Raw genomic sequence first — 26,111 nt, forward strand, 5'->3', positions numbered from 1 at the left:
CGCTGACCGCACTGCCGCGAGTTCGGGACCGCCGAAGTCCTGGGACGTCACGGTGTTACCTGCCCTTGTTTCGGAGAGCACGGATAGCCGTCCACACTAGTGCGGCTATGAGGCTGAAGGTACTGCCGGGGTCGATGTCGTCGTCGCCGGCCCGGTTGAGTTGGGGGAATTGCTTGCGGGGTTCGACGACCGTGCCGGGTGCCCTTGCCCCCGCCGCCAAAGAATCGGCGAAGTCTCGAACGGAGCCGATCCCGTCGTCGGGCGTCCCGGAGTCGAGTATGTCGCTGGCCTTCTTCTCAGCCTCGTCCTTCTTTTTTCCGGTCTCTCTCGGCAGGTTTGGGTGTCGAGGTCGCTCGAACGGGGGTTTGCCGCGACCGGTGGACGGCCTATTGCCTTTACCGCGCCCGCCGCCTTTACCCTTCCCGCCGCCCGCGCTCTTACCTGGCTTTTTCCCTTTGCCGCTGTTCTTCCCTTTCAGGTGGTGCCTAGACTTGGGGGTGGGCTTGTGCTTACTGGTTTTCGGTCGGTGCGCCTTGGATCGGGGCTTGCTTTCTGCACGTCGTTTGTTGGCTTGTCGTTTGTGGTGCCAGATGTTGTCGCGTTCAGCTTTGCGGTCGGAGCGTGAGTGTCTGCCCTGGTGCCGTTTCGGCTTGGGTGCGGGTTTCGGCTGGCTTCGTGGGCCGGGCCGGCCGGCGCTGTTGCCGGCGTTGCTGCCTCCGCCTGTCTGGTTGTTGCCGAACCCGCCGGCTCCTCCGTGGGAGGGCTGTTTGGCGCGGAGGCCGTCCGGGTCGTGGTAGGTGATGGGGCTGTTGTTGGCGTAGGCGTAGCCGTGCAGTTGTTGCGGGTCGCCGGGGGTGAGCAGGGGGTCGGGGGTGATGAACCGGCCGGTGGTGGAGTCGTAGAGGCGGGCGCCGAGGTGGGTGTAACCGGTGGCGTCGTTGGTGCCGCCGACGAAGCCCTTACGGTCGGGCCAGGCCGGCGGTGTGCCGCGGGTTTCACCGAAGGGGGTGCTGCGGCGGCGGGTGGTGGCCAGGGTGGTGGCGTCGACGGCGAGTTGCGCGGTGCCGCTGTAGTCGTCGGTGGTCCAGGTGAGGCCGCTGGTGGTGGTGCGTACGGCGTTGGGGTAGTAGCGGGTGGCGTCGACTTCGCCGGTGGTCTTGTTGCGGCGTAGTTCGGTGGTGCCGAGGTAGGCGGTGACGGCGGCGGGGTCGTCGGCGATGAGGCGTTCACCGAGGGCGTCGTGGATGTAGGTGTGGGCAGCGCCGTTGGTGGTCAGTTTGGCGAGTTCGCCTTCGGGGTCGAATTCGTAGGTCTCGTTGAGGCCGGGCGCGGTGCGGGTGGCGAGGTTACCGGCGTTGTCGTAGGTGTAGTCGGTGGTGGCCCCGCCGCGGGTGGTGACTTTGGTGAGGGTGTGGGGGCGGGGGGTGCCGGCGGTGGGGGTGGTGTAGTCGCGGGCGGTGTCGCCGCCGGGCTGACGGCGGGTGTCGGTGAGCCGGTTGCCGGTGGTGTCGTAGGTGTAGGAGTGCCAGTACGGTTGCGGGCCGCCGTTGTCCTGGGCGGGTGTGCTGGGGCAGTTCGCGGCGGTGGTGGTCCACGCCTCGGTGAGGCGGCGCAGGTAGTCGTACTGGAAGCACTGCTGGGAGACGACGCTGCTGGCCGGGGTCTCGGTGACCTCGTTGATGGCGAGGACGTTGCCGGCGGGGTCGTGGCGGTACAGCTCGGTGAGTTGTTCGTCCCAGGTGTCGGCGGCGCCGGGGTGCTCGGTGTGGACCTGGCTCTTGGTGAGCCGGCCGGTGGCGTCGTCGATGTCGGTGGAGAGCCGGACGCGTTTGCCGCCGGCGCCGAGGTGCTGTTGCTTGACCTCGCCGCTCCAGCGGTAGGCGATGCCGGACAGGTAGGTGTCGAGGCCGGCCGCGCCGCTGAGGTACCCGCTGTCGCCGTAGGTGTGGGTGACGGTTTCGGCGGGCAGCCCACCGGCGGCGGGATAGCCGACGGTGGCGAGGGAACCGTCGGGCTTGTAGCCGTAGCTGGTGGTGTAGGTGCCGGCGAGGCCGCCGTGGGCGGCGGTGTCGGGGATGGTGACGGACACCCCGGTCGGGTCGTCCAGATCGGTGTAGCCGGTGACGGCGGTGGTGTACTGCTGGCCGTCGTGCCGGCGGGTGGCGGAGGTGGGCAGGCCGGTGCGCAGTGTGTCGTAGGTGAAGGACGTGCGCAGGTTGCCCTCGGGGGTGTCGTCGTGCAGTTCGCGGATGCGGCCGAGGGCGTCGTAGACGGTGGCGAGTTTCTCGCCGCGGCCGTCGGTGCTCAGGGTGAGCTGGTCGGCGTGGTCGTACTCCAGCCGGGTGGTGCCGGTGTCCGGGTCGGACTGGGTGCGCAGCCGGCCGCGGCGGTCGTAGCCGCGGGTCCAGGTGTTGTTCGCCGCGTCGGTGATGGTGGTGAGCCGCCCGAGGCGGTCGTACTGGTAGGTGGTCTCGTCGTGGTCGTCGCCGGTGGCACGTTTGTACTGCCGCAGGGCGGTCACCCGCCCGTCGACGTCGGTGATGACGGTGGTGGGAGTGTCTCCGGCCGGTGGGGTGGTGTGGATCCGGTCGCCGCCGTAAGTGGTGATGGTGGCCCACTTCTCAGTGCCCCGCGACCAGAGTATTTCGGCGAAGGGGCGTTCGAGGGCGTCGTAATTGGTGCGGGTCTGTGACGGCACGTCGGCGTCGGCGAACGTGACCAGTGTGCCGGTGGGCGCCGACGCGTTGTTGTACAGCTCGGAGACGGTGACGGGCAGGTCGCGGGAGTCGTAGCGGGTGTCGGCGATGACGCGTTTGCCGTCCGGCGCGGTGCTCTGCTGCTGCCGTAGCCGGTCCAGGCCGTCGTAGATCTCGAAGGAGCTGATCTGGTTGCCGTTCGGGCCGAGTTCGCGGGTCTCGGTGTAGCTGGGCGCGGCGGTGCCGCCTACCTCGTACAGGTACTCGGTGTTCGGGGTCTGGCTGGTGGCCCGGCCGGGGAGCCAGAGCTTGGTCAGGCGGCCGAGCGGGTCGTACTGGACGGTGGTGGTCTTGCCGTCGTGGTCGGTCTCGGAGGTGGCGTCACCGCGGACGTTCAGCGCCGTGGTCGTGCGGTGCCCGGCGGGGTTGGTCTCGACGACGGTGGTGACCGGGCCGCCGGTCGGCGGCGTGTAGGCGGTTTCGGTGGTGCGGTCCAGGGCGTCGGTTTCGGTGCGGACGCGGCCGTGGGCGTCGTAGCCGGTGGTGCCGGTGGTGACCCACATCGGGCTGGTGCCGGTGTAGGAGTCCAGTTCCTTGGTGCGCGTTTCCAGGCCGCGGCTAGGTGCGGCGCCGAGGGTGTCCGAGCCGTCGTAGTAGCTCTGTTCGCCGGCCAGGACGTCGTCGGGGCCGGGGGTGGCGGCGCAGTTGGTGGTGATCTCCTCGGCCGGGTAGTCGATCAGCCAGGCGGTGGTGTTGCGGGCGTAGCTGGTGGTGGTGCACACGTCGTCGTCGCCGGTGGTGATCAGGCCGCGGTCGGTCTCCTTGGTGACCTGCCCGTAGGTGGGGTCGAAGGTGTACTCGACCTCGCTTTCGCGCCACGTCTCTTCGATCTCGAGGTAGTCGAAGCTCTCCTCGATGAAGGTGTCGGACATCCACGCCTCGGTGAGGGCGGGCTGGGAGTGCTCGGGGACCTCGACGCGTTGCGCGGTGCGGCTGCGCCACGGCTGGAAGCGGACCTTGTGCAGCGCCGTGGTGTCGTCGCTGTCGTAGGAGACGCGTTCGAGTAGCTGCCCGGCGAGGTTGTTGTGGTCGGGGAACCCGGCGTTGTGGGAGTCGCTGACCGTGACGTTGCGGGCGGTCTCGCCGGCGTCGGTGCTGTCGCCGTGCAGGCCCCGGAAGTACCGGTAGTCGGTGCGGGTGCGGGTGCGACCCTCGGCGCCGGAGTACACCTTCACGGTCGGGTAGCCGCGCCAGTCGGACCAGCTGCGTTTCGGCATGGGTAGCGACCACCTTGCGGCGTCGTTGTGGTGCCACAACACCGAGGTGTTGTTGCCGGTGGTGGCGTACTCGTAGCTGTGCACCACGGTCGGTGATCCACCGACCAGGTCCTGTTCGGTGACCTGCCGGACGCGGTACTTGTTCCACCACGACCAACCGGCCTCGGCGTCCGGTGGGGCGTAGTACTGCGGGAAACACCGCTTGCTGTTGACGTCCGGCTCGGCCTGCCCGTTCACCGTACAGTCCGAGCCCTCATAGGTGACGTTGATCTGCCCACCGGTCTGAGTGGTGATCTTCGTCAGGCGGTACTTGTTGGTCTGCGGCACCGCGCGGGAGGTGTTGTAGTCGGTGCGGTTGGCGTACCGGGTGCCACCGAACACCGTCTTCGGCAGCGCCTTGGTGCCGCCGGCCCGTCCGGTGTGGGTGACCGAGTCCAGCCACAGCGCCGGGTCGACGCTGCTCTCCCCGGTGGCGGGGAACGTGTGGGTCAGCGTCCACTCGTCCACCGGCTGGTCCGTGCTACCGACCCGCACGAACGTGGCGACCTTGCTCAGGCGCCGGGTGGTGAAGAACGACGGTGTCGGGTTGTTGTTGCACGGGGCGGCGTTGCACTGCAGATCCAGCGGCGCGTCGGGCCAGTTCGCCTGCACCGGGGTGCTGCCGTTCCAGCAGTTACTCAGGCACCGGTCGGCCTCGGTGAACACGACCTTCATCGGCGCCGGGGTGCTCAACTCCGTGCCGGCGCGAGTGCCGTACTCGATACGCTTGAGGAAGCCGCTCTTCTCGTACTCCTTCACCGCGGTCGTGCCGGCGAGCTTGGTGTTGCTCTTCTCCTTCTGATACCAGTACGACATCGAGTTGCCGTCCGGGTCCACGACATAGTCGAGGTTCCACCGCCACGCCATCGAGCAGTACGACCCGGCGAACCCGCCGGTCCGGTAACACGGCTCACCGGTACGGTTCGCGAACACCGGCGCACCCCACACCGACTCGGTGACCGCGTTCCCGCTCACCCAGCCGGGCAGCCGGGTCTTACCGAACCAGTACTGCGTGCCGTCGGTCGTGGTCAGCTTCCAGTGCTCGTTGTTGTGCAGACCCGTGACCGTGCCGGTGGTGACCAACTCGATGCGGGACCCGTCGTCGTCGGCCAGCCGCCACCGGCCGCTCGCGTCGTCGAGGACCAGCTCGGTGGACTTACCGTCCAACATCAACACCGCGTTCTGGTCGCGGAAACACAGATCGCCGGTCGCGTTGGTGTACTGCGCCGGCGTCGCACCGGCCACGTCGTCCTTACACGCCCGGTACGAACGTTCGATGTAGCCGGGGTCGTAATCCCAGCCCTCACCGATCCCCGACGGCTGGGTGTTCTCCGCATTGGTCCGCCCGTCGACCATGCCCGAGGAGTACCCCAGCGCCACCTCCGGTTCCAGCCCACCCGGCGACGGCGGCGCCGGCATGTCATACGACCAGGCGAAATTTCCCGACGACATACCGGCCACCCACGACGCGGAATCCGCCAGATTCGACTTCTCGAACGTCCCGGTATCGGCGCTGACAGCGGCCGCCGTCACCGCCAGCACGGTGCCGTCCACCGCCGCGGACTCCGCCGACGGCGCCACGGACACGTCCGCCACCAGCACCGACCGGTTCAGGTCATTGCTCGCCTCCACCGGCTTCGCCGTCTGACACGCCGCGGCCTGCGGTGTCTGCGCCGCACACGCGGGCAGTTCCACCAGCTGCAGCCGGCGCGCCCAGTCCCCGCCGTAGGCGTGTCGGAACGACGAATAGTCGATTTCCACCGTCAGCGGCGCCGCCGCAGCGACGTCGTCCACGCGGGCGAGTCGCACCATCAGCCCGGGAACCCCAACCGCCTCAGAGGCCGCGCGGCTCAGAACCTGCGACCTCACCTCGGCCGGCGCCGCCGCCGACCTCATGGCCACGGCTCCGGCCCGGCCGATCTTGACCGGCTGACCGGCCACCGCCGTCCGGCCGCTCCCCGCGAGCACCACCGACGCCGTGCCCGGCGCCGGCCAGCGCACCGGCTCGGGCTCCCACACCTGCTCGGCCGACTGCGACGGTGAAACCGGCCGCGGCTTCACCGCGCTCACCTCGACCGAACGTTCCCGCTCGGTTTTCAGCGACACCCCGGGATCAGCCTGAGCCACCGAAGCGAACGGCACCGATGAGACGAGGAAGACCAGCAGCACCATGCCGATACCGCGGCGGATCCACGGCCAGGCACCCTCGAACAGACACGACGAACCGAACTCGGAAGCCATCCCCGGCCCTCCCCCGTAGGCCCTCGAGCGAAGGCCCCCGGATCGTAGGGAGGCCAAAAGATCCTCCACAAGGGAGGAACACAACTGGTAAACGCAAGTCGGACTCAACACACATTCAGGCGCGTCGACGTCACGCTGCGTTGCGTTGCGAAATCCGCGCTGTGGTTGTGTCCATAGCTTCGGACACCGGTTGAACGTCAAAATTTGGCACCGCAAGATCGTTGCCGGATTTCGCGTCTGCAAGTTCCGACACCACGGCATTACAGCGGTTCCTCTTGCCGGGCGGGCCGCTGCCCAGGGCCGGCGGCGTGGGCCGGGGTGGTGCTGGTCGCCGCCGGGCTGCCGCTGAGCCCGCGGTGGGGGTCCTGAGCGAACGACTCGGACGACCACCTACGGTGTCCACGTGATCGATACCCGCCCGGTCCGGGCCGGCCTCGTGGCCACCACGCTGCTGCTCGCCGGATGCGCCGGTGCGAAGCCGGCCGGGGAGCCGGCAGGCCCCTCGGCGCCGGCCCGGTTCGCGACACCGGCCGCGCTCGGTGACGTCCCCCGAGCCGGCGACCCGCACTGGACCGAGAACCGGGAGGCGCAGTTGAAGGTGCTGCGGCCTTTGGTCGCGGATCCCACCGCGGACTACGCCGAGGCCTACATGGAAACCGATCCGGCGAAGATCAGCTTTTCTAAGGGCACGCCGGTCATTCATGTCCGGGCGGTCGCCGGCACGGTGGCCGATCCACACGGGACCGTGGAGCGGCTGATCGCCGCGATGCCGTTCCCGGCCATGTCCGACGTCCGGCCGCTCGACGACGCACCCGGCGGGGTCGCGGTCCGGTGCGGTGCCGCCACGGAAAATCTGAGTGACTCGCACCGCAGCGATCCCCGCGAGACGCTGACCGTCTGCTTCTGGGCCGATTCGGGCAGCGTCGGCTTGTACATGCACCGCGTCCCGGGCGGTGCCGATCGCCGTGCCGACTTCCTCGCCCACTACGCGTCGGTGCGCCCGGCCGGGTAACCGCCGCGGCAGGTGACGTGGCAGCGGGGGTCCCGGTGCCGACCGCCGCGTGGCCCGGGCCGATCTGACGATCGAGGTGACCAAGCCGGCCGCGACCAATCTCCGACCACCGCCACGCACTGCGCACCGGCTGGCAGCCGCGCCGACCAGGTCCAGCATTCACGCTGTCGCTCGACGAAGCGTAGCGACCACCTCCGCCCACCGAGCATTATCGGCGGCAAATGAATACGCGTCGAGCACAGCGCACCGCTACACAAGAGCACGGCCGAAATGACCGTCGTGCACGGTCATGGCGAAAGTACATGCGCCGTGCACTCACGGCGGGAGATACTTCTGGACGCCATGGACACCGAAGCCGCGATCGCGACGCTGCGCAAGGTGGCGATCAGTCAGCTGGTGGGGCGCCACGTCGGTTCTGACAGACTCATCCAGCTCGGGCTCGACGCCCTACTCGCGGGAATCGACACTCCTTCCCTGCCCCGTCTGGCGGGATTGACCCGCGTGGAAGAGCCAGACGCGCAGGAGCTGTTCGTTCGGGTAGTGGCTGAGCTGGGACTGATCCCGGACAACCTGCCTGCCTTGCCAGTACCTCGAGCTTGGGCATTGGTGCGGTGGTGGGCGCAGCTGATCGTCGAGGGCGATGTGGATGTTCGCACGGGTGGGGATTACATCTACTGCTACGGCTGGTCGGCTATCCCGTACACCGACTCCGAGCCGCTGCGACAATTGATCTCCAGCATCGTGCAATGCCAGGACACGACCGAGGCCTGGGCGGTTTGGGACGCCGATTACGCGACCCGGGTTCTCGACGCGGAGGCGAAGGTTGTCCAGGAAGCTAGAGATTTCATTCAGGGGCTACCGAGACACGGGTAGCAGCGAACGGCTCAGACCTCGCATGCGACCGGTGTGATCGGTCACCCGGCCGGCAGCATCGTCGAGCTCAGCGACCACGCATTGCGGCAGAAGAGGATGCGTGATCTTGGGTCAGTCCCAGTAGTTGAATAGGGCCTCGCCCAGCGTCTGCGGTTGCCAGTAGCGCATGTCGTGTCGGTTGATCTGTGGCCATTCCGCCACGTCGACCGGGCCGTCCAACTCCGTGGTGGCCAGCAGACGAAACCCCGGAGCGAGTGTCAGTACGGCGGCCAGGTCGGGGACGTTGACGAAGGTTAATGGATCCGCTTTACGTGCTGGCGTGGGGTCGATGATGCGGGGAACGGCCAGCGCTAGAAGCGGGGTGTCGCGGACGCTGACCGCCGCGACGTCTCGGCCCGGGTAGGCGATGATCGCCTGGTGGAAGTTCGGCGTCGGCTTGTCGCTGATCCGGAACTCCGTCAGCTCGCCGCCGCTTCGTCGTGCGGCCTCGTAGCAGGCGCGGCGGAACGCCTTCAGGTCAGTCACGACGGCCAAACCTACCTGCCGGCGCGTCAGCAGGACACCTACTACGTCGCCGACCGTGCGCCGCTTTGCGGCATGAGAGGATCCAGGGCTGCTGCCCGGGAAACCTTTCGCGGATGCGAACGGCTGCTTTGAGAGGTGACGATCGTGTGGGTCGAACTGGCCGCCACGGCCTATCCGGAGGCCGAGTTTGCCCCGCTAGCAAGCACAGAGGCAATCAATGACATTGAGCGGAGGCTAGGCGATTCGGTCCCCGCCGACCTGCGGGCGCTGCTGTTGGAAACGGATGGCGTACTTGGCGAGTGGGCGTTAGACGTCGTGTGGACAGCGCAGCGTATCGCCGAAGACAACGCACAGTTCAGAACAGACCCCTCGTTCGCCGAGCTGTACCAGTCATTCGACGGCCTGCTGTTCTTCGGCGACAACGGGGGCGGCGACCAGTTCGCCTTCGTGGCGGATGATCTGCGAGCTGGCGTGATGGTGTGGGAACACGAAACGGACACCCGGCGCAAGGTTGCTGACAGCCTCGCGGACTACCTGGGGCAGATTCTGACTTCCGAGGGCGACGAATGGTACGAGCAACGGTGATCAACCGTCATAGCCCAGTCTGGTAGTCCGCACGCTCTCCTCGGCATGTCCGCGTGTTGGTCAGTGCGGTGGCGCGACGGCACGCCGTCCACCTATCTGCCTGATGTTTCCGCTCCGCGCGCAAGATTATTCGCCGGTCGCTGCGCGGGTCCGACGATAAGATGCGTGGGCTGGGCTCCGCGCCGGGATGATCTGTCGTGTGCGTCCCTTCCCGGTCGCGGCGATAGTCGTGGGTGCCGCTGTCACCGTCTCGCTCGCAGCGGACGTGTTCGATGCCAGCGGCGTGCAGCTGACGGCGAGGGCTGTCGCGATGCTGGCGGCGGCCGGGTACGTGGTGACGGCCGGCATCTGGGCGCCGAGAATGCGTTGGTCGTTGGGTGTTTTTCTGCTGCTGTGGGCGGCCGTGGCCATGGCCCAGCTGCTCGGGGAATTGGCGCCTGAGCCGGCTCTTGCGCCTCTGGGTGCGAACGGGTGCCCGACCGGCGTGGACACCAGTCTTGGCGTACGAAGCTGCGTTTCGCTCAACTGACCGAGGCCCTGCGTTTCCTCGCTCTGGTGGTGGCTTGCTATGGCATCCGGGCTCTGCCGCGGTCGGCGGCTCGGTTGCCTCGGCCGCGCCAGGCGGTCGCTGTTTCCGTGTTGGCCGTGCTGGCTGTGTTCGGGCTTTCTCCGCTCGTTGCCGCGATCGATGACGTACGGGTGCTGGCGGTGGCCGCACCGGCTGTTCTGGCCCTTCTTGCGGCGGTCGCGCTGACGGTCGTTGCCGCGGCTCGCGGCGGGGAATCTCGACCGGGTGGGCGGTTGCTCGCCGTAACGGCACTGCTGACCGGGCTTCCGACCATCTTCGCCGTGGATGGTTTGCTGAGTGACTGGTACCAGGCGAATTACACCCCGCCCGACCCAAGTGTCATGCACTTTTGCAGCTTCGCGATTAGCGCGGAATCGCCGCCGGAACCGGCTCTCGTCTTCCTCGCAGTGGTGGTTTCCCTGCCGTTCATAGTTGCGCCCGCCGCTCTTGCCTGGGTGGCTCTGAACCTGAGGGCGTCACCTCTGGCGGCCCGCTGACATGCCGCTCGAGCACTGGCCCCGTCTCCGGTGACGACGACGACCTTGGTCTGCGCGCACGACTCGCGGCAGATGCGGACACTCAAGCGAACGTCGCAGAGCCGTGATGGTCGGCAATGGACTGCGGCTGCGCTGGCGCTGTAAGCCTGGTACCCAATTTATCCGAGTGCCCAGAATCAACAGAGCCGAAATATCAGGAGACGATCCGACTTGCGCTTCACTGACTTACCCTCAATCGGCGTTCCGATCGTTTGATGCGAGGGCATAAAGGCCTAATGCGATGTCTGGACGGTCCAGTGGATCAATCGGCGCTAGCCCATTAGAACGCAGCGTACGTAGCACTCGGATCGCGGCGGTATTGATCATCGCTCGATCGATCCTGCCGCCTTTCGAATCCGCTCCGGCGAGCGAATTCCCGAAACGTTCTCGCAAACGCCAAGTTTGGAATACGCTCTCTGCGCTGCTATGCTTACGGTCAGTTTCGGATGCAGATAGAGCGCGAGAGAAGCGGTGCAGTGGAAGAGCAGATAACTGCTTGGCTGGGCTCCGTTCAAGCACGGTTTGTGAAAGCTGCCAGGCAGGGACGACTATCCCCGTTCTCCCTACGCAGCATCCCGGTGGCCGTTCGTAGCGAGAGCGGAAATGGGGTCGGCGTGGAGCAGGAAGAGCGGCAGTTCTCTAGCTTTCGAGAGATTGCGCCCGCATTGTGTGAAGTTGCAGGACCCATTCAGGACCGTCAAGCCGTAGAGCTCGCCGACGAGCTGGCCGATATATATGCGAACCCTGAACGAGAGTGGCTCCCTACCGCAAAGCTCTGGTCCCCCGAGAGCGCAAAGAAGCTCATTAAAGAGAGTGGAGTCGATCTGCGCTCAGATGAGATTCGGGCAATTCACGTTCTGGATCTGCTTTATAGCTGCGCGAGGGAAATGCTGGAATCTGGTCCCTCTTTAAGTAGAGGCACCCTGAAGTGGAGGCGCCTTGCGGCGAGGGCCCTCGTTGATCACCTCAAATCGGGATTTGTTCCAACTGTTACGCGACTCCCAGTCTCTGGCCTTACGAACGACAAGCGGGTATCGCGAGGGCTGGTCACAGTGCGTCCGATGACATCCGAAGAGCTGGGGCACTCTCTGGACAACTCCTCGTCCGGCTCTGGCATTTTCCGCCGCTGGCGTGGTGGGACCGAGCGCCATGTGCTCGAAGTCGAGAGTACGCACACCGTTGAGGAACACCGGCTATCTGAAGGGGGCGGGCTGGAGCCCATACTCCTCTCCTTTGCCTTGCATGGCTACAATATTGGAACGACGTTTCATGCAACCGTCGAATCCACGCCGAGCTGGCTACTGCTCGGTATGCGACGCGCGGGTCCTCCTGTCGGGTTGCCCGAATTAGTACGATCTGAGAGCGAAAAGGCAATCACCGCCGCGCATCTTAATTCAATCGATAAGCTTGCTGCCAGCGCGACGATTAGAAATATGGCCGAGGCGCAGGATGCTGGGGGCTTTGCTTTGCGGAGGTTCCAGCTCGGAGTAGGGCGTAACAACAGCAGCGACGCCTTAGTCGACTTCGTTGTCTCACTCGAGAGCATCCTCCTTCGCGAGCAAGGCGACGGTGAAATGGCCCACAGATTTCGCACTAACGGTGCTTACTTGCTGGGATCGAGCTATGAAGAACGAGAGGACATCAGCGTTCGACTTAACAAGGTTTACGGGGCGCGCTCAAGGTTTGTTCACGGCCCTCGGCCGGGCGGAAAAAAGCAGCAGCTTTCTTCAGCAGAGATTGCGGCACTGTCCACCGATGCTCGCCAGCTTGCTACAGAGGCCATTCTCCGAGGGATTGATAGGGGCTGGCCTGACGCAGGCGATTTTCGCAGGATGTCGCTCGGCGGCTAGATTCAATCGAGCTACACAACACGTGGGCGATCTGACAGTCGTTTACCGGTCATTGAAGCGATTAGTCATCGGTGGACCTCTCGTCGGCTAAGATCGAGCGTCAACGCTGCGCGAATCCTAGAGCCTCGTCACGTTGCCGTTTCAACACTTCGACGTTGTGCAACATTACGGCGGGGTCGTAAGCATGGGTCACCCTCAGCCTCAACATTCGATCGAGCACCTCATCATCGGTCCAACGCACTGTTCTCGGCAGATCAGTAAGCAGGGTCTCATTTCTTTCGGGTGTGTTCGGTGACGCGAGCGCGGCCGGAAGTCGGCACTTCCGAGGCGGCAGGGCTACAAGGGAGCTGACCAGGCCGGGGTGCGCTCGCACGGTCCGCGCGTTGGGCTTTCCGCTCGCGTTGCGGCAGGACTTCCAACCGCCCTGCACGGTGCGACGCCGCAGCTGTGAGCAGCCCTCCCTCCTGACCCTGTGAAGATCCATCCGGCCCGCCGGCGGTACTCGCGCGGACCACATGGTCGTAGCGGAACCGGCGCGGCAGGACTCCCTGCACGATCACGACACCCCGAGCATGATCCGACGGCAACCCATCTGTCGTCGCCGCCGGCTGTCCCAGGACAGCCTCGGATGTCCCGCACGGCTGACAGGCTGCCCGCCGCCGGCCGCAGCCATCACCACACTGCGGTGACACCGCCTCCCTCGCATCCGGAGCCACGCGCTCGCCATCGCCACCGGACACCCCCGGATCATGGCGACCCGACACTGCCCGGCACCCCGCCGACGGCTCGCCCCGTGCCGGCCACCGCACCAGGGCACAGTCCTGCACCGCCCCATTAGCCCTCATCGGAACGCCAGACACCTCGTAGGTGTAATGCACAGTAACCGGCGAGACCGCGGGTCCGGCCCTGCTTCGCGAGACCAAAGTCCCTGCTCAACGCACGAATCCACTATGGACGGAACACGCCAGCGACACGCGATCACCATCCGATCACCACGCTCCCACCAGGCGGGATTTTCGGGGCCGGAAATGGGAAGAGAGAAGGCCGTGACCCTTGTTTCCGCAGGTCACGGCCTTGATCGCTTGCGCGCCCGAAGGGACTCGAACCCCTAACCTTCTGATCCGTAGTCAGATGCTCTATCCATTGAGCTACGGGCGCTCAGTGCTCAGCCAGCATACACACCGGCTTGACACGCGGAGACTCCGGGATTCGAACCCGGGAGGGGCGATAAACCCCAACCGCATTAGCAGTGCGGCGCCATAGACCGGACTAGGCGAAGTCTCCCCCGGCAGCCTCACGGACCACCGCTCGTCGAGGATACCGGACGGCTCTGGCGCCGGGCAAAGCGGCCACCATCCCGCCACGCCGGGCAGATATGGGCGGTGTCGGCGCGCAGCTAGTGCGACAAATCGACCGTCAACACCGCTTTCCAACAGGAGAAACGCTGCCCGGCCGACTAGGCTCCCACGGCATGGAGGAGAACCCGCCCACGCCGGCCGGCTCGGACAAGCCGCGCCCGCGCACCCCCCGGGCCGCGTTCAGCACCCCGGAGCAGGCCTCGCCGCCGAGCAAGCCGGCCGAGCGCGCCCCTCGGCGCGCCGCCAAGGCGCCTCCGCCGGTGACTTTCCAGCCGCCGTCGACGGACCGCACTCCACCCCGCAAATCCCCATCGGGTACGCGGTCCGACGCCCCAACCGCAACACCGGCCGACCAGGGTCCGCCGGACCAGGCTAGGCGCGGCCGCAAGTCCACGCCCCGTAAGGCCCAGGGTGCGCAGAAGGCCGCCCCGGCCAAGGCGACTCCGCCTGACGCCGCGCCTCGCGGCACCGCTTCCAGCAACGCCACCCCGGTCCAGGCCGCACCGGCAAACCCCGCCCCGGCCGAAGCAGCACCCGGCAGCTCCTCCGCCCCGCCCAAGGCAGCACCCGCCGGCCCGCCGCCGGCCACACCCGCGAAGACCGCGCCCACCAAGGCAACACCGGCGAAAGCCACACCCGCGAAAGCCACCCCGGCGAAGGCCGCACCCGCGAAAGCCACCCCGGCCAAGACCGCACCCGCGAAAGCCACCCCGGCCAAGACCGCACCCGCAAAGTCCGCCGCGAGCGATCAGGTCCAGCCCGCCAAGACCACCCCCCGGAAGGCCAGCCCGCGCGTGGAAGCACCAGCCAAGGCGACACCCGGCCGCACCACCGCGAAGCGAACAGCCCCGAAACCGGGCTCCACCTCCGCGAAGCCGACCGAACCGACCCCGACCCCCACCCCGGCAAGACCAGCGGAACCGACACCCACCCCCGCCGCCGGGAGCCCGACCGAACCGACCCCAGATCCCACCGCGACAGGACCGGCGGCGCCAGCACCCACCCCGGCAGGGCCGGCGGAACCAGCACCCGCCCCAGCAAAGCCGGCCGAACCAGCGCCCGGTCCCGCTTCCAGGTCCGTGGCCGCCGCCGGGTCAGCGCCCGGCCCGGTCAAGGCGACCCCGCCCCGTGACAAGGAACGCGACAAGGAAATCGCCGGTGCACCGGCCCAGCCCTTTCCGAGCGAGACCACCGCGCCGGTCGACCCGCCCCCGCAGCAGCAAGCCACACCGGTGAAGGCCGCCCCGCCGAGGAAGCCCGCACGCAAGGCCGCAGCAATGCAGCAGCAGCCCGCCGAACCGGCCGCCGCCAGGACCGACACCGACGTCGCGGTTCCGCGGTTCACCGCTGCGGTGCGTACCGACGCCTGGGCGAAGCTGGTCGCCGACCCGGGGCACAGCCCGGAACTCCTCGCGCTGGCCGCCGTGCAGACGATCGGTCCCCGCGCGCAGGAGTGGGCGCTGCGGACTCGGGAGTCGTACCCGAATGCGTCGGCCGAGTCGCTGGCCCGGCTCGCCCAGCGGCAGTTCGTCCGGTTCGGCAGCGTGGGTGGGTTGTTCGCCGCGGTGGCGGGCACGTACGCCCCGATGGCGCTGCTGGCGTCGAACGCGCTGACGTACGCGGAACTCATTCTGCATGTCGCGGCCGCCTACGGCATCGACCCTACCGACGAGCGCCGCGCCGCGGATCTGCTGGTGCTGGCGAACGTGCACCCGAGCCGGGAGGACGCCGAGGCGGCTCTCGCGGCGGCGCGGCAGCCGGCGTATGAGGACGACGCTACGCTGACCGACGCGGTCTGGCGGCTGGGGCGGATGGTCGCGGTGCAGGCGGGGGCGTGGATGGCGGTCCGGGCGGTGAACCGGGTGCTGCCCGGGACGGCGCTGCTGGCGGCCGTCATGACCAGCCGGAACGGGGCTCGGACGATGGGCGGCAAGGCGACCGCGTTCTACCGGGCGCAGAGTCGGCGGGGTTGAGCACTCAGAGCCAGGACAGCCAGTCCTTCGGCAGCAGCGTGTAGCCCACGAACGCGGCCACGTCGAGCAGGGTGTGCGCCACGATCAGCGGCATCACGCGCTTGGTGCGGAGGAAGAACAGGGCGAACACCACGCCCATCACGGCGTTGCCGATGAAGGCGCCGAAGCCCTGGTAGAGGTGGTACGAGCCGCGCAGCACGGCGGAGCACGCCACGATCGCCACGGTGCTGAGGCCGAGCTGGCGGAGCCGGGTCATCAGGTAGCCGACCACGATGACCTCTTCCAGGACGGCGTTCTGCACGGCGGCGAGGATGAGGACCGGCACGGCCCACCAGACGGGTTGCAGGGCGGCCGGCACGATCTGGGCGTTCAGGCCGAGCGTCGCGGCCACGTACACGAGCAGCAGGCCGGGGATGCCGATGGCCGCGGCCAGCGTCGCACCCCAGCCCGCGTCGAACGCGGGCCGGTCGAAGGACAGACCCAATGAGGTACGTGCGGAGCCGAGCAGATACAGCGCGAGCAGCACCGGGACGAGCGCGAAGAAGATCCCGAGCAGTTGGTACGTGAGGTCGAGGTACGGCCGTGGGGACCTCGACGGGTTCAGCGTGGCGGTCTGGGACGACAGCGGTCCGGCGGTGAGCTTCGCGATGATCGACACGAGTGCGTAGACGGCGGACTGGCCGAGTGACAGCAGCAGGACGATGACGACCTCGACGCCGAGGGCGGTGCGGGTCACCGGACGATCAAGGGTCACCGCACCACCATAGGGCTAAGCACATTCGCACCAATTGGGGCAGGCGACTCGCCGGGGACCGGCGAGAAGGCGTGATGCATCGCACTGTCCGTGCGATGGCCTGATGAGATGAATGAGCACGCTTATCGCATGGGAGACCTCGCGCGTTTGCTCAAGGAGAGCTGGAGTCTCGTCGAGGAGAACCAGGACAAGGTCGCGAGCTACTTCTACGCCCGCATCTTCCTCTCCCATCCGGACCTGCGGGACCTGTTCCCGGTCCACATGGACGTGCAACGGGCCCGCCTGCTGAACGCGATCGTGACCGCGGTGCAGACGCTCGGCGACCCGGAGAAGTTCGACGACTATCTCCGGGCGCTGGGCCGTGACCACCGGAAGTTCCACGTGGAACCGGAACACTACGAGGTGGTCGGCGGCGCGCTGATCGAGGCGATGCGGACGTTCGCCGGCGAGCAGTGGGGCGTCGAGTACGACCAGGCGTGGGCCGACGCGTACGCGGTGATCGCGGCGAAGATGCTGGCCGGCGCGGAGGCGGACACCAACCCGCCGTACTGGTACGGCGAGATCGTCGCGCACGAGCGCCGCGCCACCGACATCGCGGTGTTCACCGTGCGGCCGATGCAGCCGCTGGAGTTCCGCGCCGGGCAGTACGTCAGCCTGGAGTTCCCCCGGATCCAGCCGCGGCTGTGGCGCACCTACTCGCCGGCCAACGCACCGCGCCGGGACCACTCGCTGGAGTTCCACGTCCGCGCGATCGGCGCCGGCTGGGTCTCCAGCTCGCTGGTCCGCCGGATGGAGGTCGGCGACATGATCAAACTGGCCGCGCCGATGGGCTCGATGAACCTGGACCGGCGGTCCACCCGGGACGCCGTCTTCGTGGCCGGCGGCACCGGGCTGGCGCCGATCAAGTCGCTGCTGGAGGAACTCACCCGGTACAACCGGACCCGGTGGGTGCACGTCTTCTTCGGCGCCCGCAACCGCGACGAGCTGTACGACCTGGCCGACCTCAACCGGCTCGCGGCCCGCTACCCGTGGCTGTCGGTGGTGCCGGCCTGCAGCGAGGACCCGACGTTCCCCGGCGAGCAGGGCAACATCTCCGACGTGGTGGCGCGCTACGGCCCGTGGAACGAGCACGACTTCTTCGTGTCCGGCTCCGGCCCGATGGTGAAGTCCACCCTGAAGACCCTGGCCGAGATGCAGGTGCCGTCGATCCGCATCAAGTACGACAGCTTCAGCGACATCTGAGGGCGCTCAGTAGGCCCACGGCTGGCCGGACTGCTGGTATTCCGACATCGGTACCAGCGTGGCGTCGGCGGCCATCCGGTCCACGTACAGCCGGCCCTCGAGGTGGTCGATCTCGTGGCTGACCAGGCGCGCCATGGCCTGCTCGAACGACGTGATCACCCGGGTGCCGTCGTACCGGGCGTGCTCCACCTCGATCCACAGCGGCCGCACCACCAGGCCGCGGTAGTCGAAGAAGGACAGGCACCCCTCGTACTGCTCGTCGGTGTCGTCGGACTCGCCGATCAGCCGCGGGTTGAGCAGCACCACCGGTTCGGCGTCGCGTTCCGGCGGTTGTACGACCGCGGCGGCCGCCGCCAGGCCGATCTGTGGCGCGGCCAGCCCGACGCCCTTGCTGAACTCGTGCAGCGCCTCCAGCCGCTCCAGCGTGGTGAGCAGGCTGGTCACCGCGTCCCGGGCGGACCGTTCCTCGCGCGGCAGCTGGAAATGCCGCGCCCGCTGGCGCAACAGATCAGACCCGCGCTGCACGATGCCGATCCCCCGCATCCGGTGGGAGGCCCGCTGTTCGGGTACGGAGAAGGTGTGGCCGTTCAGCGGCTCGGTGGCCGGCGGCGCGGTCTCCTCGTACGTCGGAGCGCCCGCCCCCCGGAACCGCCACTCCAGCCGGTACCGCGCGTTCAGCAGCGGCGCGCCGGTGGACCACTCGAAGATCGCCCGGTCGTTCTCGTTGTGCCGTTCCAGCGGCGTGCGCACCGGCACTTCCGCGGCCAGCGAGGTCTCCAGGCCCCACACCTGCGGTTCGAACTCCACCGGGAAGTCCAGGCGGACGGTCAGGTGCCGGGTGGGCAGCCGCACCGCCCGCTGGAACCACTGACCCCACTTCTCCGCGCCGACCGTGTAGGCGTACTCGATGGTGGTGCGTTCTCCCGGGTAGAGCGGAAACTGGCCGTGGTCGTTGGCGAACAGCAGCCAGACCTCCTTGGCCGCGTCCCGGTCCAGCTTGAGCCGCCAATGCATGGGCTCGACCGCCTCGCCCTCGCCGGCGACCGCCTCGATGTCGAGTTCGTCCCAGGTGAGCGGGTGTTCCCGGTGGTGCCGGTTGGAGCCGGCCGGGTCGTGCGGGTACCGGTCCACCGCGATCTTCATCAGGTACCGGGTGACCGGCTCGTTGCCCGCGTTGTAGAGCGCCCGCCGGACCCGGCAGCGGTAGCCCCCGTCGATGTACGTCAGCGCGGCGTGTTCGCGCTCCACGATGAGACCCGTGCCGGGTGGCATCCACTGCGCCGGCACCGGCGGATCCCGGTGCACCGGGGTGGCGCGGGCGTGCCGCAGTTCGTCGTACTCCTGGAATTTCTGCCAGATGGCGCCACCGGCGGCCAGCACCGCCTCGGCCCGCCGGGCGAAGTCCTCGGTCGGCTTGTGGCGGCGACCCTCGACGTGACTCACGTAGGAGGGATCGAAGCCCATGCGTGCGGCGAGCTGCTTCTTCGTCATCCCCCGTTCGAGGCGCCACTGCGCAAGAGCCGTCACGAACTGGTCGGCAGCCCGTTCGACGGGCGAGGTGGTCATCACGAATGTCCCCTTCGCGACGGGATTTCAGTGTCGCTGTCTCCCGGTGTCCGCAAGGGGCTAGTAGCGCGTTGCCGACAGATACCTTGACGAAACCGGCAACGCCGCAACGGTGCGTCAGGTCACCCTCGCACCGGGTGTTGGCACGAAGAACACCTGATGGAGGCGGTCAAGGGACCGCTGGGGTGGCGCGGTTAGGTTAGCCTTAACAAGGTACGGTGAGTGCTCGGCGATCCGGCGGGTACTAACCCCGGCAGACGACCCCACGGCCCGACTCCACGGCCCGACTCCACGGCGAGGTGACAGCGGTGCACCAGCGAATGACGCGCTCGGCGGCGCAGCCGCTGCTGAACGGCGCCCCCCGGTGACCGCGGCCCTGGACCGGTCTCCGCTCGCCGACCCCTCGTCCGCAGAACAGCCGCTCGCTCCGGTCACGGCGACGCTACGGGCCATGTTCGGCACCAGCACCCAGTTGCCCGGGCTCGCGCCGGACCTGCTCGTACCGGACGCCACCGACTGGATGCCCACCACCCAGCTGGCCGGCGCCCAGCTGGAGACCCTGCTCGGCTCCGCACGCCAGCGGTGGAACGCCCAGCCACACGCCGCCGCGGCGCTGGCCTGGAAGGCGTACACGTACTGGCTGGCCCTGCCCGCCGTGCTGGGCTGGGCCTCGGCCCGCCGGGTCCCGCTGCTGCGCGCCGACGACGTGCTGATGCACTTCCGGGACTCCCGCCCGCTGGTCACCCTGGGCCTCCGGCACGACATCCCGGTCGCGGTGCTCGCCTCCGACCCGCTCGCCCTCAGCGGCCTGCCGCAGGTACGCGTGATGCCCGACGAGGCAGCACTCCTGGCCGCCTTCCGCACCTCTCTGCTGGACGAGCACCTGACCCCGCTGCTGGAAGCCATCCACGGCCGGGTCCGGATCGGCCCCCGTACGCTGCTCGGCTCCGTGTCGTCCGGCGTGGCCTACGCGGTGCTGCGGTCGGCGGACGTGCTGCCCGGCTCGTCCGCGGAGACGATCGGGACGCTGCTCGGGGCGCTCGGGGTGGAAGACCTGATCGAGCTGGTGCCGGGGCGTAACGGCAAGCTCGATGTGCAGCGCAAGACCTGCTGTCTTGCCTTCACCCTGCCGTCGCCTAAGGTCTGCGCGGGTTGCTGCATTAAGTAGGTCTGGCGGTCGGTCGTCGCCTGGGCTGACGCGCGGCCGCTCGGCGTCCCCTCCCGCCGCGGGCGCTCCCGCCCTAGGCATCCAGCCACAGGCCATCACGCCGCAGGCACTTCCGCCGCAGGCCCCGCCTGCCGCAGGCCCGCCCACCACAGGCCCGCCCACCACAGGCCCGCCCACCACAGCCCGCCCACCACAGGCCCGCCCGCCACAGGCCCGCCTGCTGCTTGGCCGCCTGCCGCTAGCCTCCGCACGCCGATCGCCCGCCTGCCGCTGGGCCGCCTGCCGCTGGGCCGCCTGCCGCTAGCCCTCGCACGCAGCTGGCCCTGCCGCTAGCCCGCACGCCGCTGGCAGTCCCCTCGATCTTGGACTTGTGGTGCCCGATTTGGCAGCGCGATGGGCTCTTTGTCCCCACCACAAGTCCAAGATCGCTTCCTCCGGGGTGGGCCCGATGGGGGAGGTCGAGTCGTGGCAGAGGGGGTGGGGGACGCGGCGGGGCGACGGGCGACACGCGGCGCAACAGGCCGGGCGGCGGGTGACGGGCGCGACGCGGCGCAACAGGCCGGGCGGCGGGTGACGGGCGCGACGCGGCGCAACAGGCCGGGCGGCGGGTGACGGGCGCGACGCGGCGCAACAGGCCGGGCGGCGGGTGACGGGTGCGACGCGACGAGCGACGAGGCGACGACCGACGAGGCGAGCAACGCGATGGGCGATGCGCGTGGCTCATGGCGGGCCGAGCGGCTCGCGGGTGGACGTGGTCGGCTCTGGTAATCCGAAAGCCGGTGGCGTCACGGGCAGTGGGCCGTCGTCATCGCCATGAATCTTGGAGGGCTTGGGCAGATCTTGGAGGTGCGGCGGGTCACAAACGGTAGTGCTCGGACATCTGACTGCTACCGATCATCGAAGTCCGGCGCGCGGCAACGTGTCGCAGGCGCAACAGGTCGCGTGGCATGACTTTCCGCAGTACCGAGCGCGCCACAACTCCGCACGCCGGGCTGGGGGGGTGACTCCGTGTGTCGTTCCCGGGCGCGCAGCGCGCCGCAATTCAGCACGCACCGGCTGAGTGACGAGGGCGCGTGGAGTTGCGGTGCGCAGCGAGCCACTGCTCCACACGCCCCGAGCCGAAAGGAGGCTGGGTGATGCGCCGAGTCCCGTCCACCACGCGGACTGGACTCCGCCCCAGACCCGCCGCCGATCTGGCGAACCAGCGGAACCGGTGCCGGGGCGGGGCGGGGCGGAGCGGAGCGGAGCGGGCGAGGTCAGCCGATGTCGGGGCCGGTGAGGACGGCGTTGGGGTCGTCGACCAGCGCGCGTACGTCCCAGAGCCAGGCGCCGCCGGTCCAGGTCGGCTCGAAGCCGAGCAGGTCGGTCATCGCCCGCAGCATCTCGATGTCACGCATCTGCGGGGTGAGGACGATGACGCCGGCCTTCCAGTAGCGGAGGTCGGCGAGGGTCATCTCGCGCCGGGTGTCGGTGATCTCGGGGATCGGGTTGCCCTGGCGGATGGACGCCATCAGGCCGCTGGTGGGTCGCCACGGCGGGGAGAACAGCGCGGTGCGGTCCTCCGGGTCCAGCGGGTTCTGCGTGGGCAGCAGGGCGTACGCGCCGGCGATCCGCATGTCGTGGCCGGTGTACGCGGTCCAGCGCAGCGGGTCGGGGTAGCTGGAGTCGGGCAGCGGCAGGGTGACCACGGTGTGGTTGTCGTCGACGAACTGGCGCCACTGGCCGGTCGTGACGAACTCCGGTACCGGGGACATCGGGACGGTCTGCAGGGGCGTCGGGATCAGCGGCACCAGGGCCATCGCGACCGCGGTGATCATGGCGACCTGGACCGGGCTGCGGGCGGACGGCTGCTGGCGGACCAGGTCGACGGCGCGCTGACAGCCGAGGGCCAGCACGATGCCGACGACCGGGGCGATGGCCAGGGCCCACCGGGTCGGCACGGCCGAGTTCAGCACCGGCACGCTGTGCAGCAGGGCCCACGGGCCGGGCACGCCGGTGTTGATGCCGTTCAGGAAGATCCGCGGGCCCAGGGACATGGCGGCGAACAGCAGCGCCACGCCGGTCATCGCGAGGACCGCGGCGCGCCGGCGCATCCAGACGACCAGGCCGAAGAACAGGATCACCAGGCCCCAGCCGAAGAACGCGTTCTCCTCGGCCGGGTTCTGCGACAGGCGCGCGGCGGTGAGGCTGTCGCCGGCCACCGAACGGCTCGCGTACGCGGTGAAGGAGCCCAGGTCGGCGCCGAAGCCGCGGACGAAGTGCGGCAGGCCGTGGTACGACTGCGGGCCGAAGAACTGCACCGACAGCGGGTACGCCAGGACGGCGAGCGTGACGGCGCCGGTGACGCCGAGGCCGCGCAGGAACGTGACGATCTCGCCGGGGTGGCGGCGGCGCCGGGCGACCGCCATGACCGCGCAGAACACGCCCAGCCCGACCGCGGTCATGAACAGGATCTCGAGGTTGATGAACGCCTGCCAGACCAGCAGCCCGGCCAGGATCAGGCCGTTGCGCACCGCCCGGCCCGGCACCCGGAGCGCCAGGCACCGCCAGATGATCAGCGGGACGAGGAACTGGGAGACGATGTTCGGGTGGCCGCCGGCGTGCGAGATCATGCTCGGCGCGAAGGTGCAGAACAGCGCGCCCACCCAGGCGGCCAGCCGGGAGGCGACGAACTGGCGGGAGAGCACCAGGTACCACGAGATGCCGGTGACTGCCAATGCCAACGTAAGAAATACGTTGAACGCCACATGTGGGCCGAACATCAGAGTGACCGGCGTCATCGGGAGTGAAACGGCCAACACCGAGGTGTTGGCCATCATGTTCACCCCATCGGGGTAATTCATGCGATCGGAGAAGAACGGATAAACGCCATCCGTAACCACCCGCGCACCGTGCGCCAACATCCACTCGAAGAAAGCTTGATCTTGAGGATCGTCCCGCAACTCATGATCAAGATTGGTCCACAACGGTGCGGTAACCATCACCGCTACCGCAATGAAACTCAGAATGGCGAGCGCATCCCGCCAGGTGAGAGAGCGCCAGAACCCCCGGCGCTCGACCGGCTCGGCCTCGGGCTCAGCAGCGGGTATGACCGAGATCGGCGCGGCAGCCACGTCCGTCTCGAGGGCCAGCAGCTCCGCGTCCAGGTCATCGGTGTGGGTGCCGCCCTGCCGGCGCGCGGCGTTCCCACCGGCCGACTGGCCTGTCGAGTCAATACCGGTAATCGTCATAGCGTCGGCGAGCCTAACGGAGGTTGGTAACGTTGTTGTGACGGGCGGCCGATGCGTGATCGAGCCGATATGTACGAGTGCATATTCGGCTACCTTTCACAACCGGTGCCCACGGGCTAACGGGGCCGGGCCTCCCGGAGCAATGTCTCAATCAGGCAAACAAAGAGCGGACGTCCCCGCCTCAACTTTCGGTTGCGAGCGGCGGATGGTTAACTCTTCCGGTCCCGCTGTCAGCTCGGATCAGGCAAGACGAGGGAACCTTACTTATGGCAGACATCACTGGAGACCAGCGGATCCAGTCCGAAGTGCTCGAGGGCCTCGCCACGGCCGTGAACCACCGTCGATGGTTCGTCGAGCTCGCTCTCCCGTACCTGGGGGACAATCCCATCGAGATCGGCAGTGGCCTCGGCGACTACGCGCTGGAGTGGGCCGAGCACCTCCCGCGCTTCACCGCGACCGAAGCCGACCCGGACCGGCTGGTGCTGCTCAAGGAGCGCCTCGCCGACCACGCGAACATCGACGTCCGGCAGATGCTGCTGCCCACGACCGAGGCCGCCGGCGAGTACAGCGCCGCGGTGTCGTACAACGTGCTGGAGCACATCGAGGACCACGTCGGCGCGCTGCGCAGCATGGCCGAGCTGGTCCGCCCCGGTGGACGGATCATCCTGATCGTCCCGGCGTTCATGTTCGCCATGAGCCAGGTCGACATCGCCACCGGCCACATCCGTCGCTACACCAAGAAGACGATGCGGGCCGCGATGACCGAGGCCGGCCTCGAGATCGAGAAGCTGCACTACGCGAACGCGCTGGGCCTGATCGGTTACTACGGCGCGACGAGCATCTTCAAGCTGGCCCCCAAGGAGGGGCCGATGGTCAAGGTGTACGACTCGCTGGTGCTTCCGGTCACCAAGGCCGCGGAGAGCATCGTCAAGCCGCCGTTCGGCCAGTCGGTCTTCGTAGTGGCGCGCACCCCGCGCTGACCGATCCGGACGAAAAGCCCGCCGAGGTACGTACCCGGCGGGCTTTGTCGTGTCCGGCAGCGGTCAGCCACGCACCTGGAAGGTCGGCCGGATGGTGGCCCGGGCCAGGGTGTGGAAGGTCAGGTTGAAGCCGACGTACGCCGGCGACGCCTGCTCGGGCACCTCCAGGCGGTCGACGTCGAGCGCGTGCACCGCGAAGACGTACCGGTGCGGCCGGTCGCCGGGCGGCGGGGCGGCACCGCCGTAGCAGAGGTCGCCGTAGTCGTTGCGGACGCAGAACGCGCCCTCCGGCAGCGGGTCGACGCCGCGCTCCAGCTCGGTGACCGACACCGGCAGGTTGACCAGGGACCAGTGCCAGAAGCCGCTGCCGGTCGGCGCGTCGGGATCGAAGCAGGTCACCACGAAGCCGCGGGTCTCCGCCGGGAAGCCGGACCAGGCCAACTGCGGCGAGAGGTTCTTGCCGCCCACGCTGGGATGCGCGTACAGGTCGTCGAACGGCTGGCCGTCGGTCACGTCGCTGCTGGTCACCGTGAAGGACGGCACGGACGGCAGGAGATCGTACGGATCCGGAGCAACGGGGCGATCGAGACTCATGCTGTGTGTCCTTCCGGCAGGTCGCTGAGAACCTCAGCTGGATTCCCCGAAACGACCGACCGTAACCGGGCGAGATGTCCTACCTCTTACCATCTGGTTGCGGCGGGCGGACCGCTCTACCGGAAAAACGCACATCCGGTGTGCATGACCAGGCGTGACGCGGGCAATAGTGGTGTCAGACATCCGACCGGGTGTGCGTGGCAGGAGATCCCCGCGCCTGGTTGCGATCGGGCCGCCGTTCCGGCGGTGGCCAGCAAGTCGGCACCCGCCTAGTGGTCGGGTGCCGACTGCTGTGTGGGCCGGGACGCCGTTCGCCGCGGCCGGCTCAGGCCGGCAGACCGAACATCGGCAGGCGGGCTCAGGCCGGCAGACCGAACATCGGCAGGCACGGGGCCAGCCCGGTGACGGTCACCGGCACGGTCCGGTGCGCCAGCCACGCCGCCCGGTCCAGTCGCAGTCGCCGGCCGAGTGCGGGCCGGTCCCGCACCAGGTGGCGCTCCACCCCGTTGTCGGCGTAGCCCAGCTTGCGCGACACCCGGTACGACGCCTCGTTGTCGGCGAACGCCTCCGAGGTCGCGTACACCGCGCCCAGCCCGTCGAAGGCCAGCTCCAGGACGGCGGCGCGCATCTCGGTGCCGTACCCCCGGCCCTGATCTCCCCGCCCCAGCCACGAGCCGGTGCCGACCTCCCGCAGCGCGGCGAACCGGTTGCCGCCCACCGACTGGGTGCCGATCACCCGCCCGTCCGCGACGACCACGAACGCCAGCTCCCAGCCCTCCGGCGACCAGCGGGACCACTGGTGCCACTGCCACTGCAGGACGCTCCGGGCCACCTGCTCCGGCGGGCCGTCGGTCCAGGCGGCGACGAACGGCTGCCGCTGCGGGTCGTGGATGCCGGCGGCGGCGAGATCCGCCAGCGCACCGAGGTCGTCGTGGTCCGGAACCCGGAGTTCCAGGCGCGGGGTCAGCAGGCGCAGGCCGAACAACGGCCAGTGGTCGGCGATCACGCCGATGATTCTGGTCCGCCGTCCGGCCCGCGGTCACG

General features: G+C 68.4%; 17 protein-coding genes and 2 tRNA genes. 10 read left to right on the forward strand and 9 right to left on the reverse strand.

The window, feature by feature from the left end; all coding sequences use genetic code 11:
* Positions 1-55 precede the first annotated feature (55 nt).
* Complete coding sequence (locus LDL48_RS06845; protein WP_225254163.1) at positions 56-6,253, reverse strand: RHS repeat domain-containing protein; 6,198 nt, start codon at positions 6,251-6,253, stop codon at positions 56-58.
* Positions 6,254-6,656: 403 nt separating this feature from the next.
* Here LDL48_RS06845 and LDL48_RS06850 point away from each other — a divergent pair, with 403 nt between their 5' ends.
* Together LDL48_RS06850 and LDL48_RS06855 are read left to right on the forward strand one after the other, a co-directional pair.
* The gene (locus LDL48_RS06850) at positions 6,657-7,265 is read left to right on the forward strand and encodes a hypothetical protein (protein WP_225254164.1); all 609 of its coding nucleotides are present in this window, start codon (positions 6,657-6,659) and stop codon (positions 7,263-7,265) included.
* A 342-nt stretch (positions 7,266-7,607) separates the two neighbouring features.
* Positions 7,608-8,138: a hypothetical protein gene (locus tag LDL48_RS06855; RefSeq protein ID WP_225254165.1), complete on the forward strand. Its 531-nt coding sequence runs from the start codon at positions 7,608-7,610 to the stop codon at positions 8,136-8,138.
* Between the two features lie 111 nt (positions 8,139-8,249).
* Here the strand turns inward: LDL48_RS06855 and LDL48_RS06860 are convergent, their stop codons facing one another.
* Positions 8,250-8,663: a hypothetical protein gene (locus LDL48_RS06860; RefSeq protein WP_225254166.1), complete on the reverse strand. Its 414-nt coding sequence runs from the start codon at positions 8,661-8,663 to the stop codon at positions 8,250-8,252.
* Between the two features lie 144 nt (positions 8,664-8,807).
* Here LDL48_RS06860 and LDL48_RS06865 point away from each other — a divergent pair, with 144 nt between their 5' ends.
* The 4 genes from LDL48_RS06865 (at position 8,808) to LDL48_RS06880 (ending at position 12,202) form a co-directional block, all read left to right on the forward strand.
* The gene (locus LDL48_RS06865) at positions 8,808-9,248 is read left to right on the forward strand and encodes an SMI1/KNR4 family protein (RefSeq protein ID WP_225254167.1); all 441 of its coding nucleotides are present in this window, start codon (positions 8,808-8,810) and stop codon (positions 9,246-9,248) included.
* A gap of 199 nt (positions 9,249-9,447) precedes the next feature.
* Positions 9,448-9,777: a hypothetical protein gene (locus tag LDL48_RS06870; RefSeq protein ID WP_225254168.1), complete on the forward strand. Its 330-nt coding sequence runs from the start codon at positions 9,448-9,450 to the stop codon at positions 9,775-9,777.
* A 116-nt stretch (positions 9,778-9,893) separates the two neighbouring features.
* On the forward strand, positions 9,894-10,313 hold the full coding sequence (locus LDL48_RS06875) for a hypothetical protein (RefSeq protein WP_225254169.1): 420 nt from the start codon (positions 9,894-9,896) through the stop codon (positions 10,311-10,313).
* Positions 10,314-11,413: 1,100 nt separating this feature from the next.
* Entirely contained in the window at positions 11,414-12,202 is a 789-nt protein-coding gene (locus tag LDL48_RS06880; protein WP_225254170.1) for a HEPN domain-containing protein, read from the forward strand.
* 1,085 nt (positions 12,203-13,287) lie between these two features.
* On the opposite strand, the gene LDL48_RS06885 is transcribed toward LDL48_RS06880, so the two are convergent.
* Together LDL48_RS06885 and LDL48_RS06890 are read right to left on the reverse strand one after the other, a co-directional pair.
* Positions 13,288-13,360 (reverse strand) — tRNA-Arg (locus LDL48_RS06885).
* A 36-nt stretch (positions 13,361-13,396) separates the two neighbouring features.
* A tRNA-Ser gene (locus tag LDL48_RS06890) sits at positions 13,397-13,486 on the reverse strand.
* A gap of 1,153 nt (positions 13,487-14,639) precedes the next feature.
* On the opposite strand from LDL48_RS06890, the gene LDL48_RS06895 reads away from it, so the two are divergent.
* Positions 14,640-15,533 (forward strand): hypothetical protein, encoded by an 894-nt coding sequence (locus tag LDL48_RS06895; protein WP_225254171.1) that lies wholly within the window; start codon positions 14,640-14,642, stop codon positions 15,531-15,533.
* Between the two features lie 4 nt (positions 15,534-15,537).
* Here LDL48_RS06895 and LDL48_RS06900 read toward each other — a convergent pair whose 3' ends face one another.
* On the reverse strand, positions 15,538-16,287 hold the full coding sequence (locus LDL48_RS06900) for a CPBP family intramembrane glutamic endopeptidase (RefSeq protein ID WP_225254172.1): 750 nt from the start codon (positions 16,285-16,287) through the stop codon (positions 15,538-15,540).
* Between the two features lie 129 nt (positions 16,288-16,416).
* Here LDL48_RS06900 and LDL48_RS06905 point away from each other — a divergent pair, with 129 nt between their 5' ends.
* A complete protein-coding gene (locus LDL48_RS06905; RefSeq protein WP_225254173.1) occupies positions 16,417-17,529 on the forward strand; it encodes a globin domain-containing protein in 1,113 nt (370 codons plus the stop codon).
* Positions 17,530-17,535: 6 nt separating this feature from the next.
* Here the strand turns inward: LDL48_RS06905 and LDL48_RS06910 are convergent, their stop codons facing one another.
* Positions 17,536-19,095, reverse strand: a complete 1,560-nt coding sequence (locus LDL48_RS06910; protein WP_225254174.1) for a peptide deformylase — start codon at positions 19,093-19,095, stop codon at positions 17,536-17,538.
* 451 nt (positions 19,096-19,546) lie between these two features.
* Here LDL48_RS06910 and LDL48_RS06915 point away from each other — a divergent pair, with 451 nt between their 5' ends.
* Positions 19,547-20,263, forward strand: coding sequence for an IucA/IucC family C-terminal-domain containing protein (locus LDL48_RS06915; RefSeq protein ID WP_225254175.1), 717 nt, complete (start codon positions 19,547-19,549; stop codon positions 20,261-20,263).
* A 1,256-nt stretch (positions 20,264-21,519) separates the two neighbouring features.
* On the opposite strand, the gene LDL48_RS06920 is transcribed toward LDL48_RS06915, so the two are convergent.
* Positions 21,520-23,493 carry a DUF6311 domain-containing protein gene (locus tag LDL48_RS06920; RefSeq protein WP_372472060.1) on the reverse strand — a complete coding sequence of 658 codons (1,974 nt, stop codon included), beginning with the start codon at positions 23,491-23,493 and terminating at the stop codon, positions 21,520-21,522.
* Between the two features lie 266 nt (positions 23,494-23,759).
* Here LDL48_RS06920 and LDL48_RS06925 point away from each other — a divergent pair, with 266 nt between their 5' ends.
* Complete coding sequence (locus tag LDL48_RS06925) at positions 23,760-24,473, forward strand: class I SAM-dependent methyltransferase (RefSeq protein WP_225254177.1); 714 nt, start codon at positions 23,760-23,762, stop codon at positions 24,471-24,473.
* A gap of 63 nt (positions 24,474-24,536) precedes the next feature.
* Here LDL48_RS06925 and LDL48_RS06930 read toward each other — a convergent pair whose 3' ends face one another.
* Positions 24,537-25,067 carry a YbhB/YbcL family Raf kinase inhibitor-like protein gene (locus LDL48_RS06930; protein ID WP_225254178.1) on the reverse strand — a complete coding sequence of 177 codons (531 nt, stop codon included), beginning with the start codon at positions 25,065-25,067 and terminating at the stop codon, positions 24,537-24,539.
* A 358-nt stretch (positions 25,068-25,425) separates the two neighbouring features.
* Positions 25,426-26,073: a GNAT family N-acetyltransferase gene (locus LDL48_RS06935; RefSeq protein WP_225254179.1), complete on the reverse strand. Its 648-nt coding sequence runs from the start codon at positions 26,071-26,073 to the stop codon at positions 25,426-25,428.
* Positions 26,074-26,111 lie beyond the last annotated feature (38 nt).

The sequence above is a fragment of the Jidongwangia harbinensis genome (assembly GCF_020216025.1).
GTDB classification, from domain to species: Bacteria; Actinomycetota; Actinomycetes; order Mycobacteriales; family Micromonosporaceae; genus Actinoplanes; species Actinoplanes harbinensis.